Here is a 14,183-nt window from a genome sequence, read left to right as displayed (position 1 = left end):
GCGCTCACGTGGGCCCGTGCGGATACGAGGTCCCGCGCGGCGGGCGCTCGTCGGACATCGGACGCTCCTCGGACAGGTCGAACAGGCTGCCCTGCTGGACCGCGCACACGGCCCAGATGACGAAGCCCGAGATCGCGATCATCACGACCGACCACACCGGGTAGTACGGCAGGGAGAGGAAGTTGGCGATGATGACGAGTCCGGCGATGGCCACGCCGGTGACGCGCGCCCACATCGCGGTCCGCAGCAGCCCGATGCTGACGATCACGGCGAGCGCGCCCAGTGCGAGGTGGACCCAGCCCCAGCCGGTCAGGTCGAACTCGAACGCGTAGTTGCGCGTCGTGACGAAGATGTCGTCCTCGGCGATGCCCATGATGCCCCGGAAGATGTCGAGCAGGCCGACGAGGAAGAGCATCACGGCCGCGAAAGCGGTCAGACCGGTTGCCCATTCCTGTCGCGCCGTGTGGGCCGGCCGGTTGTATGTCGCGGTCATACGTGCGCCTCGATTCGTGTGGTCCGGATGCTCAGCGACCGGGGGTGCGGGGAGTGGAGCCGGTGTGCTCCGCCGGGCCGTGACCGGTCAGGACCAGTTCCTTGGCCCTGCGGAACTCCTCGTCCGTGATGTCGCCGCGGGCGCGGATCTCCGACAGCTTGGCCAGTTCGTCGATGCTGCTGGGCCCGCCCTTGGTGCCCGCGGCCTCCCTGATGCGGGCGTCGAAGGCTTCCTGCTGTGCCCGGGCCTGTGACATTTCCCGGCGGCCCATGTTCTTGCCCCGGGCGACCACGTAGACGAAGACGCCCAGGAAGGGCAGCAGGATGGTGAACGCCAGCCAGCCTGCCTTCGCCCAGCCGGTCAGGTCGTCGTCGCGGAAGATGTCGACGACGACGCGGAAGAGCAGGACGAACCACATGATCCACAGGAAGAACAAGAGAATGCTCCAGAAGACGCTCAGCAGGGGATAGTCGTACGCGAGGTACGTCTGCGCGCTCATGTCTGTCCTCCGTCCCGGGCGCTCGCCCGGCTGTCGTCGCGTGCTGTCCCCAGCGTGGCCACGGCCGGGACCGGGTGGCTTCACCCGGCGCGGGTGAGCGTGCCCGTGGTCCGGTACCAGCGGGAGGAGGCGACGTACTCACCGAGGGCGAGGCCCGAGACCGCCACCAGGAACACGGCGATCAGCCAGGACAGGAACGTGAAGACGGGCCCCAGCGGTCCGAACTCCTCCAGGCTGCGCTCCATGGCCGTGGGCACGAAGAGACCGGCGGCCCAGCTCAGTACGACGGTGCCCGTGCCCGCCAGCAGCGCTCCCGGGAACAGGTTCCGCCAGCCGATCCTGCCGCCCAGCAGCAGATGCTGGGTCCACCACCACAGCAGCGTCGAGGACAGGAGTGACAGCACCCATCCGGTCACCGTGCCGGCTCCCAGTCCGCTGCGCAGCGGCGCCTGGACCAGGAGGACCGCCAGCCAGACCAGCAGCCAGAGCAGCCAGCGCCAGACCGCGGCCCGCACCGGTGCCCGGGGCAGGTGCCAGCACCGTTCGCAGACCGCCTGGAGCGCGCGGCTGAACGCCGTGGCGGACACGAGGGTCACCACCACGCCCACGGCTCCGGCGGCGTCCCGTGGTGTGCCGGTGGCGGAGAAGGTGCGGCGTACCTCGTCGAGCGTGTCGCCCCGCACTCCCAGAACCGCACGGACGGAGTCGGCCAGCAGGTCCTTCACCCCTTCCGGCGCGAACGCCGCGACGGTCATCAGCAGCGGGAGCGCGGTGAGGAAGGCCTGCGCGCCCAGCCTCACGGAGCCCTCCACGACGTTGACCGCCGACAGGCGGGGAAGCAGCCGGGCCACCGGACCGGACCGCAGGCCCGAAAGGGCCCGCGCCACCACCGTGCGTCGCTGGGACGCGCGGGCGGGGCCGGGTTTCCTGGCCATGGCTCACGGGGCCGTCGCCCGGTCCTCACGCCCGGCCATCGGGCCCGCGGCGGCCGCGAGGACGACGCCGGGCAGGCGGCGCGTGCCGTCGCGCGGGAACCGTCGGACCACGACCAGCGGGACGTCGGCCGGGTTCATGGGTGCTCCATTCCGTGGGGGCTCCGCCCCGGCTGTGTGCGGTGTCAGTCCGTCCCGGCGGGGGCGCGGGGCCCGGTGGTGTGCGTCTTGTGGAGCGCGGCCCGCCATGCGAGGGCGACCGCCGCCTCGGCGAGGCCGAGCAGGACGAGCCACAGGCCGAGCAGCCGGGTCAGAGCGCGGGCCGACTCGGCCGGCTGGGCGAGCACCACGATTCCCGCGACGATGGCGAGCACCGCGGCGCCCAGGACAACTCCGCGGTGCGGCAGGTCCTTGGCGGCGATGGCCGTGTAGAGGGTGAGGATGCCGGACACGAGCCAGACGACGCCGACGATCAGCGAGAGGGCGGCGATGGTCTGGAGCGGGTTCCGCAGGCACAGGACCCCGGCCAGGACGTACAGCACGGCCAGGAGCAGCCCCGGGAGCCGTTCACCGTGCTCCTCCCGGCCGAAGACGGCCACGAACCGGAACGCCCCGGTCAGCAGCAGGTACAGCCCGATGAGGACGGCCAGGACGTGCAGGGTCCCCTCCGGCCAGACCAGCACGAGGACGCCCGGCACCACCGTCGCGACGGCTGTGCCCAGCATCCAGGTCCAGGAGCGGCCCAGGTGCGCGAGCACGTCCGCGGGATCACTCACCGGGCGGGGGGCCGCCCCGTCGGCAGGAGGTTCCGGTCCGGTGGGCGATGCCGGATCACGCGACGTGGTCATGGCTCCTCCTCGCGTGATCGAGCGGGTCGCTTCCGGACCGCCGACGGGGCGGTGTACCGGGGCAGCGGTGTGCCTGACCGTTCCAGCCTCAGGCCTGTCACCGGGTGCCGGGCTCACCCACCCCGGGTGATCCGCCCGCGCCGCGGCGGCGGTGAGGTGGGAATCCCCCGGCGTCTGTCCCATCGGCTTTCCGGCCGGACGGAACGGAGAGACACGAGATGAGCGATCCGAGCACGGCCCGGGCCGACCACACCCGGCCCGGTCCGGACGGGCACCGGCGGCACCGGCCGCTGCGCACCCGGTGGGCGGCGGTCGTCGCCGTCGCCCGGTCCGCCCTCATCGCCGCCGGCCTCGTCACCGCCTACTACCTGCTGCCGCTGGACGAGCGCGATGCGGCCGGCGCGTCGGTGATCCTCGTGTGCGGACTGGCGGCGGTGCTGCTGGTGTTCGGGTGGGAGGTGCGGGCCATCCTGCGCTCGCCCCACCCCCGGCTGCGGGCCGTCGAAGCCCTGACCGTCACGGTGGCGATGTTCCTGGTGCTCTTCGCCAGCGGCTACTACCTGCTGGACCACTCCGCCACGGGCTCCTTCAGCGAGCCGCTGACCAGGACGGATGCCCTGTACTTCACGCTGACCACGTTCAGCACCGTCGGCTACGGGGACATCACGGCACGCTCCCAGACCGGGCGCGTGATGACGATGGCGCAGATGGCGGGGGGCCTCCTGCTCGTGGGCGTCGCCGCACGGGTGCTCACGGGCGCGGTCCAGGCGGGGCTGCGTCGCCGGCGCCACGGGCCGTCGGCCGAGCCGTCTTCCGGCACGGGTGAGGAGCCGCCTTCCGGCACCGGTGACGGGGCGCCGGACCGGGATGCCGGACCATGACACGAGCACACCGCCGGGATCCGTCACTCCGGCAGCTGCCGCATCTCCAGGACACGCAGCCCGAGTGACCGGCAGCGTGCCAGCAGACCGTACAGGTGCGCCTCGTCCACGACAGGGCCGAACAGGACGGTCTGGCCGGACATCACCACATGGCCCAGCTCCGGAAAAGCTTTGGCCAGCGTTTCCGACAGGCGTCCCTCGACTCGGATCTCGTAGCGCACGAGCGGTCCTCCCACGGACTCCCCGGGACAGGCGGACGGCACCCTTCCCTGCGATCGTCCGCCGCCGTGCCGCTTTTGGCCTCACCCGGTACAGGTGACCGTGGCCGGGCGACAGGCTCCGCGGATCAGCGCGGTTTCAGTGCGTAAGAACGATCTTGAAGCAGACGATCAGCAGACCGAGCAGCAGATTGACCGACGCGGTGGCGGCAACAAGCCGCCGGGAAGCACCGGCGCGGCGTGCCGCCGCCACGGACCAGCCCACCTGGCCGGCCACGGCGACCGAGAGGGCCAGCCAGAGGGCACCTCGCACGTCCAGACCCAGGAGCGGGCTGACGGCCACCGCGGCGGCGGGCGGGACGGCGGCCTTGACGATCGGCCACTCGTCATGGCACACCGTCAGCACGACCCGGCGGTCCAGAGCCTGTTGTGCCAGCCGTGCCCCGAACAGCTGGGCATGCACGTGGGCGATCCAGAACACCACACCGGTGAGCAACAGCAGCAGCACCAGCTGCGTGCGGGGAAACGAGCCCAGCTCGCCGGCGCCGATCACCACGGAGGCCGCGAGCATGGAACCGTAGACGCCGCCCGTGTAGTCCGCTCGGACCCGGTGCTCGGCGCGGCGCGCCCCGCGGGCCGTGGCCGGGCCGTTCCTGGTCCTGGACACCCGGGGCTCCTTCCGGACTCGGCGCGTCGATCCGGTCAGTCCGGCCGGAGCCGTCAGGGTCACGCCATGGGCTCCGAGTCGCCTTGAGCCGTTCCGCCGGTCGGCGCGGGAGCCGCCGTGCGAGTCATCACCCTCAGTATCGCTTGCGCGGACCCCCAGGGCAGCCGCGCGTGCGCCCGGCGGTCGGGGCGGCCCGCGTCCGTCGCTGCCGACGGGACGGGTCACAGCCGGAGGACGACCAGCGCCGTGTCGTCGGTGTTGCCGCCGGGCGGGAGGAGGTCGGCCAGGAGGGCGTCGGCCAGGGCCTCGGGGCCGGATCGCCCGTGACGGACGAGAGAGCCGGCGAGGCGGGCCAGGCCGGCGTCGATGTCCTCGTCACGGCGCTCGACCAGGCCGTCGGTGTAGAGGACCAGGATGTCGCCCTCGGCGAAGCGGAGGTCGGCCTCCGGCCGCGCGACGTGTTCGGGGCGCGCGCCGAGAGGTGGGTCGGTCGCCCGGTCGAGGAAGGTCACGGTGCCGTCCAGCCGGAGCAGGGCGGGCGGAAGATGGCCCGCGCTGCTGTAGGTGAGGGTGTGGGCGTCCCAGTCGATGTAGGTCTTCACCACGGTGGTCGACTCGGCTCCCTCGACATGCCGGGCATACAGCCCGAGGGCCTCCAGAGCCCGGGCGGGGCCGTCGGCGACCCGGGCGGCGGCGCTCAGCGCGCTGCGCAGCTGACCCATGACGCCGGCGGCTTTCAGACCGTGGCCGACGACGTCGCCCACGGCGACCGCGATGCGGTCGCCGGGCAGGTCGACCAGGTCGTACCAGTCGCCGCACACGTTCAGGGTGCCGATGGCGGGCCGGTAGCGGACGGCTGCCCTGTGATGCCCGACCGGGCCGGGAGCGGGCAGCATGGCCTCCTGCAGGGCGAGGGCGACCTCGCGGTCGCGCGCCTGAGCCCGGCGCAGGCGGTCGTTGAGCTCCTGCAGCTCGCGGGCGCGGGTGTAGAGCTCGGCCTCCAGCACGCGGGCCCGGCTGGTGTCGCTGCCGGTGCCGCCGCGGGCGCGGATCAGTTCGGTGATCTCCTCCACCCGGTGCACGATCAGCACCACGTTTCCGTCCGCGTCCAGCACGGGTGCGTTGACCGGGCTCCAGAAGTGTTCCACCCAGTGGCCGGGCCGCTCTCGGTCCTCGATGTCGTAGCGCAGCAGCGCCATGGTGTCGCGCTCACCGGTGGCCACCGCCCGCAGCATCGACGCCCGGGTCTCCCGCATGCCGGCCGCGGCGGGGTCGTTGGGGTTCTCGGGGAAGACGTCGAAGATGTACCGGCCCAGCAGCTGCTCCCGGGTGCGCCCGGCCAGCCGGAGGAAGTCCTCGTTGGCGTCGGCGTACACCAGGTCGGGGGTGAGCAGCGCCACCATGCCGGGGAGGGCCCGGAACACCGCCGCGTAGTCGATCTGCGGTTTCCTCATGTGCTGCCCGCCTCGGCGCCGATTGTCCGTTTGCTGATGTTCCACGATAGGAGGAACGCGCCGGGGGAACGGGCAGGGCGCCGCCGGAAGGCTTCACCCGCGGTGGGTGAGGCGACGGTCGTGGCGTGGGCGAATGCCCGGTGTGGGCTGTCGCGGACGGTTGTCCGCCTGCCCGTCGCCCAAGCGCGTCGGACCGAGCAGGGAGATCGCGTGAACCGGTACCCGCCCATCGCCGAACACGGCGTGGTCGGCGATCTCCAGACCCGCTCTGGTGTCGTCCGGCGGAACCGTCGACTGGTGGTGCACACCCCGTTTTGACTCGCCCAGCGTCTTCGCCTCGCTCCTGGACAGCGAACGCGGCGGGCACTGCCGTCTGGCCGCGGAGTTCCCTGACGGCGACGGCATGACCGTACGTCAGCTGTACCTCTCCGACACGGCCGTCCTGGTCACCCGCTTCATGGCACCCGGCGGAGTCGGCGAGGTGGCCGATGATCGCCCTGCCGGCCTCCGGCGCACTCGTGCTCTGGTGGTTCTTCCGCTCCGTCCGCGCCAAGGAGGCATCCGGCCGGGAGCCGCTGCTGTCCCTGCGCCTGTTCGACAACGGCGCGTCCAGCCTCGGACTCGTCACGCAGAACCTCCAATGGCTGCTGCTCCTGGGCACGTCGTTCACGGTGGCGGCCTACCTCCAGGTCGTACGCGGCTACGACGCCGTCCAGACCGGGGTCGTCTTCACAGCGGCCACCCTGGGCCTGCTGGCCACGTCCCTGTCCGCCGAGCGCCTGGCCCGCCGGCACCCCCAGCGAACGCTCATCATGACCGGCTTCGCCTTCTCCCTCGCCGGAGTGGTCGTCCTGATCACGCTGGTCGGGAGCTTCGCCAGTGTGTGGGCCTTCGTCCCCGGGCTCCTGCTCATCGGCCTCGGCCTGGGCGTCATGCTGACCCCGTCCGTCAACGTCGTGCAGTCGAGCTTCCCCGAGGAGCAGCAGGGGGAGATCTCGGGCCTGTCCCGGAGCGTGTCGAATCTGGGCTCGTCCTTCGGCACGACCATCGCCGGCACCATCCTCGTCGCCGGCCTCACCAAGGGCGCCTACGCCGCCGCAATGATCGTCCTGGCCGTCATCGGCCTCGGCGGCCTGGCCGCGGCGGCCCTGCGGCCCCGGGAGACCGGGCCCCGGAACACACATGCCTGCCGGAGCACCGCCCGAACGCCCCGCACTTGAGGATTCCCTGGACCGGCGGGTCTGCGTGTGCGGCTCGGCGAGCCCCTCACCGAGGGCGGCCCCGGCGGCGGCCCCGTGCCCGCCCGAGCCGCTCGTCCGGGACGCCACTCGTCGAGCAGCCGCCCGAGGTGGGCGTACCACTGCGCGTCGTCCAGTTCCGGGCCGTCCTCCATGCGCCGGCGCATGGCGTGCTGCTGGATGTCCTGCCCGGTTCGGACCGGAAGCCGGTGCATGACCGCGTCGAAGTCCTGGGCGAGCAGGGCCCGGTGCAGGGTGTCCCGGTCCGCCCCGGCCTTCACCCCCACCAGGGCGGTGGCTCCCGGTGCCGCGTGGGGCCAGGCGCCGTGGTGGCCCGCGCCGAGCGGATCACCGACGCGGGCGTCGCCCGGGCCACCTGAGGGGACGAGGCGGGCGTCAGCCCGTCGTGCTCGCCCGGGGGATGAGCCGGTGCGGGGCCCGGATCTCCCTGCCGGGGACCGGGGTCGAGCTGCCGATCCGCTTGAGCAGCCGCTCCACCGCCGTCTCGGCGATCATCGCCTTGTCGGGCGAGACCGTCGTGACGGGCGGGTTCGAGTAGCGGGCGTCCTCGATGTCGTCGTAGCCGACGATGGCGATGTCCTCCGGGACCCGCAGACCGCGCGACGCCAGGGTGTGCAGGGCACCCAGGGCGACCAGGTCGCTGTAGCAGAAGACCGCGTCCGGGGGTTCCTCCAGGGAGAGCAGGTGGGCCATGGCGGTGGCGCCGTCGGAGCGGTTGAAGCGCGGGGTGGAGATCACGTACTCCTCGCGGACGGCGACACCGGCCCGCTCGTGCGCCAGGCGGTAGCCGCGGGTGCGGAGCTGGGCCGCCTCGCCGGTGCGGTAGGGCTGGTCGCCGATCGCGGCGACGCGGCGCCGGCCGAGGCCGAGCAGGTGCTCGGTGGCCTCGCGGGAGGCGGTGACGTCGTCGATGCCTATGTGGTCGAAGCTGCCGTCGCTGACCCGTTCGCCGAGCACGACGAGGGGAAGGCTCGCGTCGCGCTCGGACAGGTCGGACTGGGCCAGGCCCAGCGGGCTGAAGATGACGCCGTCGAACAGCAGTTGCTGGGATCCGCGGCTGAGGAACATCTTCTCGTGCTCCGCGTCGCCGTCGGTCTGGTCGATCAGGACGTTGTATCCCCGCACCCGGGCCGCGCGGATGATGCCCTGCAGCAGTTCGGCGAAGTAGGGCGTGTCCAGGTACGGCACGACCACCGCGATCTGGCCCGAGCGCCCGGAGGCGAGGTTGCGGGCCAGCACGTTGGGCCGGTAGCCGAGTTCGTCCACGGCTCGCTGAACACGCGCGCGAGTGTCCTCGGAGACCGGCGCATAGCCGTTGACCACGTTGGACACCGTGCGGCTGGAGACGCCGGCCAGTGCCGCGACGTCGCGGAGTGTGACGCCCTTTGCCATAGGTCACCTTCATCCCGGGATGGGGCCAGTGGGCAAAGTTTCACCCAGGCTCTTGCAGCGCGGCAATATCTGGGTTAACACTTTTGCAGCGCTGCAGAGCGTAGCAGAGGCGCCCGATCTCGGGACGACCAGTAGGAGCCGCAGTGACACCAGTGCCCCCTCCCGCCCTGACGGGGCGTTCCTCTTTACTCCAAGCCTGAAGGCTCTACCCGTCGAGGCCTGACGGCATCCCGGTCCGCTGACCGGAATGCCGGACGACGTTCGAGACCACGAGGGCGTCCGCCGCGCAAAACCCGCGCTCCCGCACGCCCCGGTCCGCGCCGGCTGCCTCCGTTTCCCCGACGTCACGCACGCCCACCCGTCGCGTCCGCTGACGTCCACCGCGCCAGGATCCCCGGCCGACCGACCGCCCGAGCCCCCGGGCCGCCCGGCGGTCCACGGTGCCCGGCGGCGCGACCGCCCCCGCACGCCTCCCGTGCCCCGGGGTCCCCGCACCCGCTCCCCGCGCCCCTGTTCCTCCCACCGGGAGCGCGTGACCTGTGCTGCCCCGCCTTCCTCTTCCTGACCCTCAGGTACCTCACCCAGGAGAAATGCTCATGTCCTCCAGCAGACAGCTTCCGGCCCGCGACGGACACCGCGTGCGCCGTTCCCTCCGGCGGACCGCCGTCGCGACGACGTCCGCCGCCCTCGCCTGCGTGCTCCTCGCGGCCTGCGGCTCCGGCGGCGGCAGCGGCTCCGGCGCCGCGTCGAGCGGCCCCGTGCACATCAAGGTGTGGGCCTGGTACCCGCAGTTCAAGCAGGTCGTGGCGGAGTTCAACAAGACCCACAAGGACGTCCAGGTCGACTGGGTGCAGGCCGGCGTGGGCCAGGACGAGTACACCAAGCTGAAGACCGCGCTGAAGGCGGGCCAGGGCGCCCCGGACGTGGTCATGCTGGAGTTCCAGGAGCTGCCGACCATCCAGCTCGGCAAGGGCCTGCTCGACATGGGCAAGTACGGGGCGGGCGCGGACAAGGACAAGTACGTCGACTGGGCCTGGAAGCAGGCCTCCGACGGCGACCACGTGTACGCCATCCCGGTCGACGGCGGCCCGATGGCGATGATGTACCGGGCGGACCTGTTCAAGAAGTACAAGCTCAAGGTCCCCACCACCTGGGCGGAGTTCAAGGAGGAGGCCGCCAAGCTGCACAAGGCCGACCCCAAGGCGTACATGACGGACTTCGGCAGCGACGAGACGGCCGGCGGCTGGCGCCAGGGCCTGATGTGGCAGGCGGGTTCCCGCCCCTACACCTACTCGGCGAGCAAGCTCCCGGACATCGGCGTCCACCTGAACGACGCCGGCGCCAAGAAGGTGTACGACTACTGGGGCGACCTGGTGAAGAACAAGCTGGTCGACACCCAGTCGTACGCCACCACCGACTTCTACAACGGCCTCGGCAGCGGCAAGTACGCCACCTACATCGCGGCCGGCTGGGGCCCGGGCTACCTCTCCAGCGTCGCCGAGAAGACCTCGGGGAAGTGGCGCGTCGCCCCGCTGCCGCAGTGGACGGCCGGTGACAACGCCCAAGGCGACTGGGGCGGTTCGAGCTTCTCGGTCACCTCGCAGACCAAGCACCCGAAGGAGGCCACCGAGGTCGCCCGCGAGCTGTTCGGCACCTCCCAGGCGGCCTGGAAGATCGGCATCGACCAGGCCTACCTCTTCCCGCTGTCCAAGCCGATCCTCAACGGGCCCTCCTTCGGGGACAAGAAGTACGACTTCTTCGGCGGCCAGCAGATCAACAAGGTGTTCGTGCCCGCCGCGAACGGCATCGGGACCTTCGACTGGAGCCCGTTCCAGGACTACGCCTACAACACCGACACCAGCGAGGTGGGCAAGGCCCTCCAGGGCCAGAGCGACTGGTCGTCCGTGAACGACGACGTCCAGAAGCAGGTGACCTCCTACGCGGCCAAGCAGGGCTTCAAGGTCAACCCGTAACCCGCCCCCGCCGGGGACCTGAGCCCCTCGTCCCCGCCGGCAGCGGTGCCGGCGGGGACCCACGACGCGCAAGGAGAAGTGATGAGCCTGCTGAGACAGCAGGGACCGGCGGCGGCCGTGCCCCTGCGCCCACCCGCCGCGAAGGGCGACGGTGCCCGCACCGCCGGCCCGGCCGCGGGCCGACGCACCCGAGGGCTGTCCGCCCGCACCCGGCACAAGGGCATGGGCCTGCTGCTGGTCACCCCGTTCCTGCTGCTCTTCCTGGCCTTCCTGGTGGCCCCGCTGGGCTACGCGTTCTGGCTGAGCCTCAGGACCTCCACCCTGGTCGGCGGTGACCACTTCAGCTGGTTCGCCAACTACCGGCAGACCTTCACCGACCCGCACTTCCTGTCCGGCGTGCGCAGAGTGGCCGTCTTCGGCGCGGTGCAGATCCCGGTGATGCTCGGCGTGGCCCTGCTCGGCGCGCTGATCATCGACGAGGTGACCAGCCGGCTCGCCAAGCTCTTCCGGATGACCCTGTTCATGCCGTACGCCGTCCCCGCGGTGATCGGCGCCCTGATGTGGGGCTTCCTGTACAGCCCGACGTTCGGACCGGTGAACTCCCTGAGCAGCGCCCTCGGGCTGGGCAAGGCCGACCTGCTGGGCCACCCCCTGATGCTGACGTCGCTCGGCAACATCGTGACCTGGCAGTGGACCGGCTACAACATGATCGTCCTGTACGCCGCCCTCCAGGGCCTGCCCCGTGAGGTGTACGAGGCGGCGAAACTGGACGGCGCCGGCCAGGTCCAGACGGCCCTGCGCGTCAAGATCCCGATGATCTCCTCGGCGCTGGTGCTCACCCTGATGTTCACCCTCATCGGCACCCTGCAGTTCTTCACCGAGCCGCGGGTCCTGGAGAAGACCGCCTCCTCGGTGATCACCCCGGACTACACGCCGAACCTGTACGCCTACAACCTGGCGTTCCAGTACTCGGAGTTCAACTACTCCGCCGCCATCTCCTTCTCCCTCGGAGCGGTGGTCTTCATCGGCTCCTACCTTTTCCTGTTCGCCGCGCGCAAGAGGAGCGGACTGAAGTGACCACCGTCGCCGCACCCGTCGTCACCGCCGCCCCGGCCACCCGCCGCCCGTCCGCCGCGCGCGGACGCGTCACCGTCAACGCGGTGATGGTGGCGATGATCCTGTACTTCCTGCTGCCGTTCTGGTGGCTGGTCGTCGCCGCCACCAAGAACAACGACGCGCTGTTCTCCACCGCCGCCCTGTGGTTCCACCAGCCGGGCTCCTTCGTCACCAACCTCCGGCAGCTGTTCACCTACAACGACGGCGAGTACCTGCGCTGGATGGGCAACACCGCGATCTACGCGGGCGTCAGCGGCGCCGGCGCCACCGCCGTCGCCACGCTGGCCGGGTACGCCTTCGCCAAATACCGCTTCCCCGGCCGCAACCTGCTCTTCTCCAGCCTGCTGGGCGCCATCATGGTGCCCGCCACCGCGCTGGCCATCCCCACCTACCTGCTGCTGAGCAAGGTGGAGCTGACCAACACCATGTGGGCGGTCATCCTGCCCTCGCTGCTCAACCCGTTCGGCGTCTACCTCGTGCGGGTCTACGTCCAGGAGTCCCTGCCGGACGAGCTGCTGGAGGCGGCCCGCATGGACGGGGCCGGCGAGCTGCGTGTGCTGTGGTCGGTGGCGCTGCCGACGCTGAAGCCGGCGCTCGTCACCGTGCTGCTGTTCTCCATGGTCGGCACCTGGAACAACTTCTTCCTGCCGCTGGTGATGCTCAACAACGACAAGCTGTTCCCCCTCACCGTGGGCCTGCAGTCCTGGTACGAGGGAGCGATGATCCAGTCCGGCGCCAACGCGCTGTTCACCCTCGTCATCGCGGGCTCCCTGGTGGCGATCCTGCCGCTGGTCGTCACCTTCCTCCTCCTCCAGCGGTACTGGCGCGGCGGTCTGACCGTCGGAAGCCTCAAGTGACCCGGCGGGCCCGCCCGTTCCCGTCTTCGCGCACCTCCCGGAGCGACCTTCATGCTGCACGCCTCCCTGACCGTCGACCCCGCCTTCCGCGTCGCCGACGTGAATCCCCGTACCTTCGGCTCGTTCGTGGAGCACATGGGCCGCTGCGTCTACACCGGCATCCACGAACCCGGCCATCCGCACGCCGACGAGGACGGCCTGCGCCGTGACGTCCTGGACCTGGTGCGCGAGCTGGGCGTGACCACCGTCCGCTATCCCGGCGGCAACTTCGTCTCCGGCTTCCGCTGGGAGGACAGCGTCGGCCCGGTCGCCGAGCGGCCCACGCGGCTGGACCTGGCCTGGCACAGCACCGAGACCAACGCCTTCGGCCTGCACGAGTTCACGCGCTGGGCGGCGAAGGCCGGCGTCGAGCCGATGATGGCGCTCAACCTCGGCACCCGCGGTGTCCAGGAGGCCCTGGACCTGCTGGAGTACTGCAACCACCCCGGCGGCACCGCGTGGTCCGACCAGCGGATCGCGAACGGCGCCCGGGACCCCTTCGGCATCCGCATGTGGTGCCTCGGCAACGAGCTGGACGGCCCCTGGCAGACCGGCCACAAGACCGCGGCGGAGTACGGCCGTCTCGCCGCCGAGACCGCCCGGGCCATGCGCATGATCGACCCGGGGCTGGAACTGGTGGCCTGCGGCAGCTCCAGCTCCTCGATGCCGACGTTCGGCGCCTGGGAGGCGACCGTCCTGGAGGAGGCGTACGACCAGGTCGACTACATCTCCTGCCACGCCTACTACGAGGAACTCGACGGCGACCTCGGCAGCTTCCTGGCCTCGCCGGTCGACATGGACGGTTTCATCGAGTCGGTCGTCGCCACCGCCGACCACATCCGGGCCAAGCAGCGCCGGAAGAAGCGGATCAACCTCTCCTTCGACGAGTGGAACGTCTGGTACAACACCCGTTTCGAGGCGCGGGGGAAGCCCGCCGAGTGGGCCGTCGCGCCGCGCGTGATCGAGGACGAGTACGACGTCGCCGACGCCGTCGTCGTCGGCGGGCTGCTGATCAGCCTGCTGCGGCGCAGCGACCGCGTCACCGCCGCCTCCCTCGCCCAGTTGGTCAACGTCATCGCCCCCATCCGCAGCGAGCCCGGCGGCCCGAGCTGGCGGCAGACCACCTTCCACCCCTTCGCCCAGGCCGCCCGGTACGCCCGCGGCACCGTCCTGCGTGTGGAGCCGCTCTCGCCGACGTACGAGACGAGCCGCTTCGGCGAGGTGCCGGTCGTCGACGCCGTGGCCACCCACATCGCGGGCGCGGACGGGCCCGACGAGCTCACCGTGTTCGCCGTCAACCGGCACGCCGGCGACGACGTCGAACTCGCCCTGTGTCTCGGGGCGTTCCCCGGCTACACCCCGGTGGCGCACTCCGTGCTGAGCGATCCCGACATACGCGCCACCAACACCCAGGACGACCCCGACCGCGTCCGCCCGCACGAGGCCGGCACCGCCCCCGTCACCGACGGCCGGCTCACGGTGCGGCTGCCGCCGGTCTCCTGGAACGTCATCCGGCTGCGCCGCGCCGCTGCCGGCCGTCCGACCGACTGACCGC

General features: G+C 71.4%; 16 protein-coding genes and 1 pseudogene. 8 read left to right on the top strand and 9 right to left on the bottom strand.

Annotation, left to right across the window (positions count from 1 at the left end; genetic code table 11):
- Positions 1–4: 4 nt before the first annotated feature.
- From ACFZDA_RS25790 to ACFZDA_RS25770, 5 genes are all read right to left on the bottom strand, one after another.
- Positions 5–493, bottom strand: coding sequence for a hypothetical protein (locus ACFZDA_RS25790; protein WP_391085895.1), 489 nt, complete (start codon positions 491–493; stop codon positions 5–7).
- 31 nt (positions 494–524) lie between these two features.
- The gene (locus ACFZDA_RS25785) at positions 525–992 is read right to left on the bottom strand and encodes an SHOCT domain-containing protein (RefSeq protein ID WP_391085893.1); all 468 of its coding nucleotides are present in this window, start codon (positions 990–992) and stop codon (positions 525–527) included.
- 80 nt (positions 993–1,072) lie between these two features.
- Positions 1,073–1,927: a YhjD/YihY/BrkB family envelope integrity protein gene (locus ACFZDA_RS25780; protein WP_391085891.1), complete on the bottom strand. Its 855-nt coding sequence runs from the start codon at positions 1,925–1,927 to the stop codon at positions 1,073–1,075.
- Positions 1,928–1,930: 3 nt separating this feature from the next.
- Positions 1,931–2,065: a hypothetical protein gene (locus ACFZDA_RS25775; protein ID WP_391085889.1), complete on the bottom strand. Its 135-nt coding sequence runs from the start codon at positions 2,063–2,065 to the stop codon at positions 1,931–1,933.
- Positions 2,066–2,109: 44 nt separating this feature from the next.
- Positions 2,110–2,772 (bottom strand): DUF308 domain-containing protein, encoded by a 663-nt coding sequence (locus tag ACFZDA_RS25770; protein WP_391085887.1) that lies wholly within the window; start codon positions 2,770–2,772, stop codon positions 2,110–2,112.
- A gap of 218 nt (positions 2,773–2,990) precedes the next feature.
- On the opposite strand from ACFZDA_RS25770, the gene ACFZDA_RS25765 reads away from it, so the two are divergent.
- Positions 2,991–3,653: an ion channel gene (locus ACFZDA_RS25765; RefSeq protein WP_391085885.1), complete on the top strand. Its 663-nt coding sequence runs from the start codon at positions 2,991–2,993 to the stop codon at positions 3,651–3,653.
- A 23-nt stretch (positions 3,654–3,676) separates the two neighbouring features.
- Here the strand turns inward: ACFZDA_RS25765 and ACFZDA_RS25760 are convergent, their stop codons facing one another.
- The 3 genes from ACFZDA_RS25760 to ACFZDA_RS25750 all read right to left on the bottom strand — a co-directional run bounded on the left by ACFZDA_RS25760 (position 3,677) and on the right by ACFZDA_RS25750 (position 5,992).
- The gene (locus ACFZDA_RS25760) at positions 3,677–3,874 is read right to left on the bottom strand and encodes a hypothetical protein (protein WP_391085883.1); all 198 of its coding nucleotides are present in this window, start codon (positions 3,872–3,874) and stop codon (positions 3,677–3,679) included.
- A 136-nt stretch (positions 3,875–4,010) separates the two neighbouring features.
- Positions 4,011–4,538: a hypothetical protein gene (locus tag ACFZDA_RS25755; protein WP_391085881.1), complete on the bottom strand. Its 528-nt coding sequence runs from the start codon at positions 4,536–4,538 to the stop codon at positions 4,011–4,013.
- Positions 4,539–4,759: 221 nt separating this feature from the next.
- On the bottom strand, positions 4,760–5,992 hold the full coding sequence (locus tag ACFZDA_RS25750) for a SpoIIE family protein phosphatase (RefSeq protein ID WP_391085879.1): 1,233 nt from the start codon (positions 5,990–5,992) through the stop codon (positions 4,760–4,762).
- Between the two features lie 210 nt (positions 5,993–6,202).
- Here ACFZDA_RS25750 and ACFZDA_RS25745 point away from each other — a divergent pair.
- The 3 genes and pseudogenes from ACFZDA_RS25745 to ACFZDA_RS25735 form a co-directional block, all read left to right on the top strand.
- A pseudogene (locus ACFZDA_RS25745) lies at positions 6,203–6,491 on the top strand (trehalase-like domain-containing protein); the annotation flags it as partial.
- Positions 6,481–7,212, top strand: coding sequence for an MFS transporter (locus tag ACFZDA_RS25740; protein WP_391085877.1), 732 nt, complete (start codon positions 6,481–6,483; stop codon positions 7,210–7,212). The pseudogene ACFZDA_RS25745 and the gene ACFZDA_RS25740, both read left to right, overlap by 11 nt.
- Positions 7,213–7,340: 128 nt before the next feature.
- A complete protein-coding gene (locus ACFZDA_RS25735; RefSeq protein WP_391086511.1) occupies positions 7,341–7,610 on the top strand; it encodes a hypothetical protein in 270 nt (89 codons plus the stop codon).
- A 16-nt stretch (positions 7,611–7,626) separates the two neighbouring features.
- On the opposite strand, the gene ACFZDA_RS25730 is transcribed toward ACFZDA_RS25735, so the two are convergent.
- Entirely contained in the window at positions 7,627–8,643 is a 1,017-nt protein-coding gene (locus ACFZDA_RS25730; RefSeq protein WP_391085875.1) for a substrate-binding domain-containing protein, read from the bottom strand.
- A 596-nt stretch (positions 8,644–9,239) separates the two neighbouring features.
- Between ACFZDA_RS25730 and ACFZDA_RS25725 the strand changes: the two genes are divergently transcribed.
- The 4 genes from ACFZDA_RS25725 to ACFZDA_RS25710 all read left to right on the top strand — a co-directional run bounded on the left by ACFZDA_RS25725 (position 9,240) and on the right by ACFZDA_RS25710 (position 14,179).
- The gene (locus tag ACFZDA_RS25725; RefSeq protein WP_391085872.1) at positions 9,240–10,616 is read left to right on the top strand and encodes an extracellular solute-binding protein; all 1,377 of its coding nucleotides are present in this window, start codon (positions 9,240–9,242) and stop codon (positions 10,614–10,616) included.
- Between the two features lie 81 nt (positions 10,617–10,697).
- Positions 10,698–11,693 carry an ABC transporter permease subunit gene (locus tag ACFZDA_RS25720; RefSeq protein WP_391085870.1) on the top strand — a complete coding sequence of 332 codons (996 nt, stop codon included), beginning with the start codon at positions 10,698–10,700 and terminating at the stop codon, positions 11,691–11,693.
- Positions 11,690–12,589 carry an ABC transporter permease subunit gene (locus ACFZDA_RS25715; RefSeq protein ID WP_391085868.1) on the top strand — a complete coding sequence of 300 codons (900 nt, stop codon included), beginning with the start codon at positions 11,690–11,692 and terminating at the stop codon, positions 12,587–12,589. The genes ACFZDA_RS25720 and ACFZDA_RS25715 overlap by 4 nt, the downstream gene beginning before the upstream one ends.
- A 51-nt stretch (positions 12,590–12,640) precedes the next feature.
- Positions 12,641–14,179, top strand: coding sequence for an alpha-L-arabinofuranosidase C-terminal domain-containing protein (locus ACFZDA_RS25710; RefSeq protein ID WP_391085866.1), 1,539 nt, complete (start codon positions 12,641–12,643; stop codon positions 14,177–14,179).
- Positions 14,180–14,183 lie beyond the last annotated feature (4 nt).

Source organism: Streptomyces sp. NPDC007991 (assembly GCF_042958445.1).
Lineage (GTDB): Bacteria > Actinomycetota > Actinomycetes > Streptomycetales > Streptomycetaceae > Streptomyces.
This window is presented reverse-complemented; position numbering and strand designations above follow the sequence as displayed.

Bases quoted from the DNA above. Each gene is read 5' to 3' on its own strand.
- ACFZDA_RS25725 (WP_391085872.1), top strand. From the start codon at position 9,240: ATGTCCTCCAGCAGACAGCTTCCGGCCCGCGACGGACACCGCGTGCGC.
- ACFZDA_RS25710 (WP_391085866.1), top strand. From the start codon at position 12,641: ATGCTGCACGCCTCCCTGACCGTCGACCCCGCCTTCCGCGTCGCCGAC.
- ACFZDA_RS25750 (WP_391085879.1), bottom strand. From the start codon at position 5,992: ATGAGGAAACCGCAGATCGACTACGCGGCGGTGTTCCGGGCCCTCCCC.
- ACFZDA_RS25770 (WP_391085887.1), bottom strand. From the start codon at position 2,772: ATGACCACGTCGCGTGATCCGGCATCGCCCACCGGACCGGAACCTCCT.
- ACFZDA_RS25775 (WP_391085889.1), bottom strand. From the start codon at position 2,065: ATGAACCCGGCCGACGTCCCGCTGGTCGTGGTCCGACGGTTCCCGCGC.
- ACFZDA_RS25720 (WP_391085870.1), top strand. From the start codon at position 10,698: ATGAGCCTGCTGAGACAGCAGGGACCGGCGGCGGCCGTGCCCCTGCGC.
- ACFZDA_RS25740 (WP_391085877.1), top strand. From the start codon at position 6,481: ATGATCGCCCTGCCGGCCTCCGGCGCACTCGTGCTCTGGTGGTTCTTC.
- ACFZDA_RS25785 (WP_391085893.1), bottom strand. From the start codon at position 992: ATGAGCGCGCAGACGTACCTCGCGTACGACTATCCCCTGCTGAGCGTC.
- ACFZDA_RS25780 (WP_391085891.1), bottom strand. From the start codon at position 1,927: ATGGCCAGGAAACCCGGCCCCGCCCGCGCGTCCCAGCGACGCACGGTG.
- ACFZDA_RS25730 (WP_391085875.1), bottom strand. From the start codon at position 8,643: ATGGCAAAGGGCGTCACACTCCGCGACGTCGCGGCACTGGCCGGCGTC.
- ACFZDA_RS25790 (WP_391085895.1), bottom strand. From the start codon at position 493: ATGACCGCGACATACAACCGGCCGGCCCACACGGCGCGACAGGAATGG.
- ACFZDA_RS25765 (WP_391085885.1), top strand. From the start codon at position 2,991: ATGAGCGATCCGAGCACGGCCCGGGCCGACCACACCCGGCCCGGTCCG.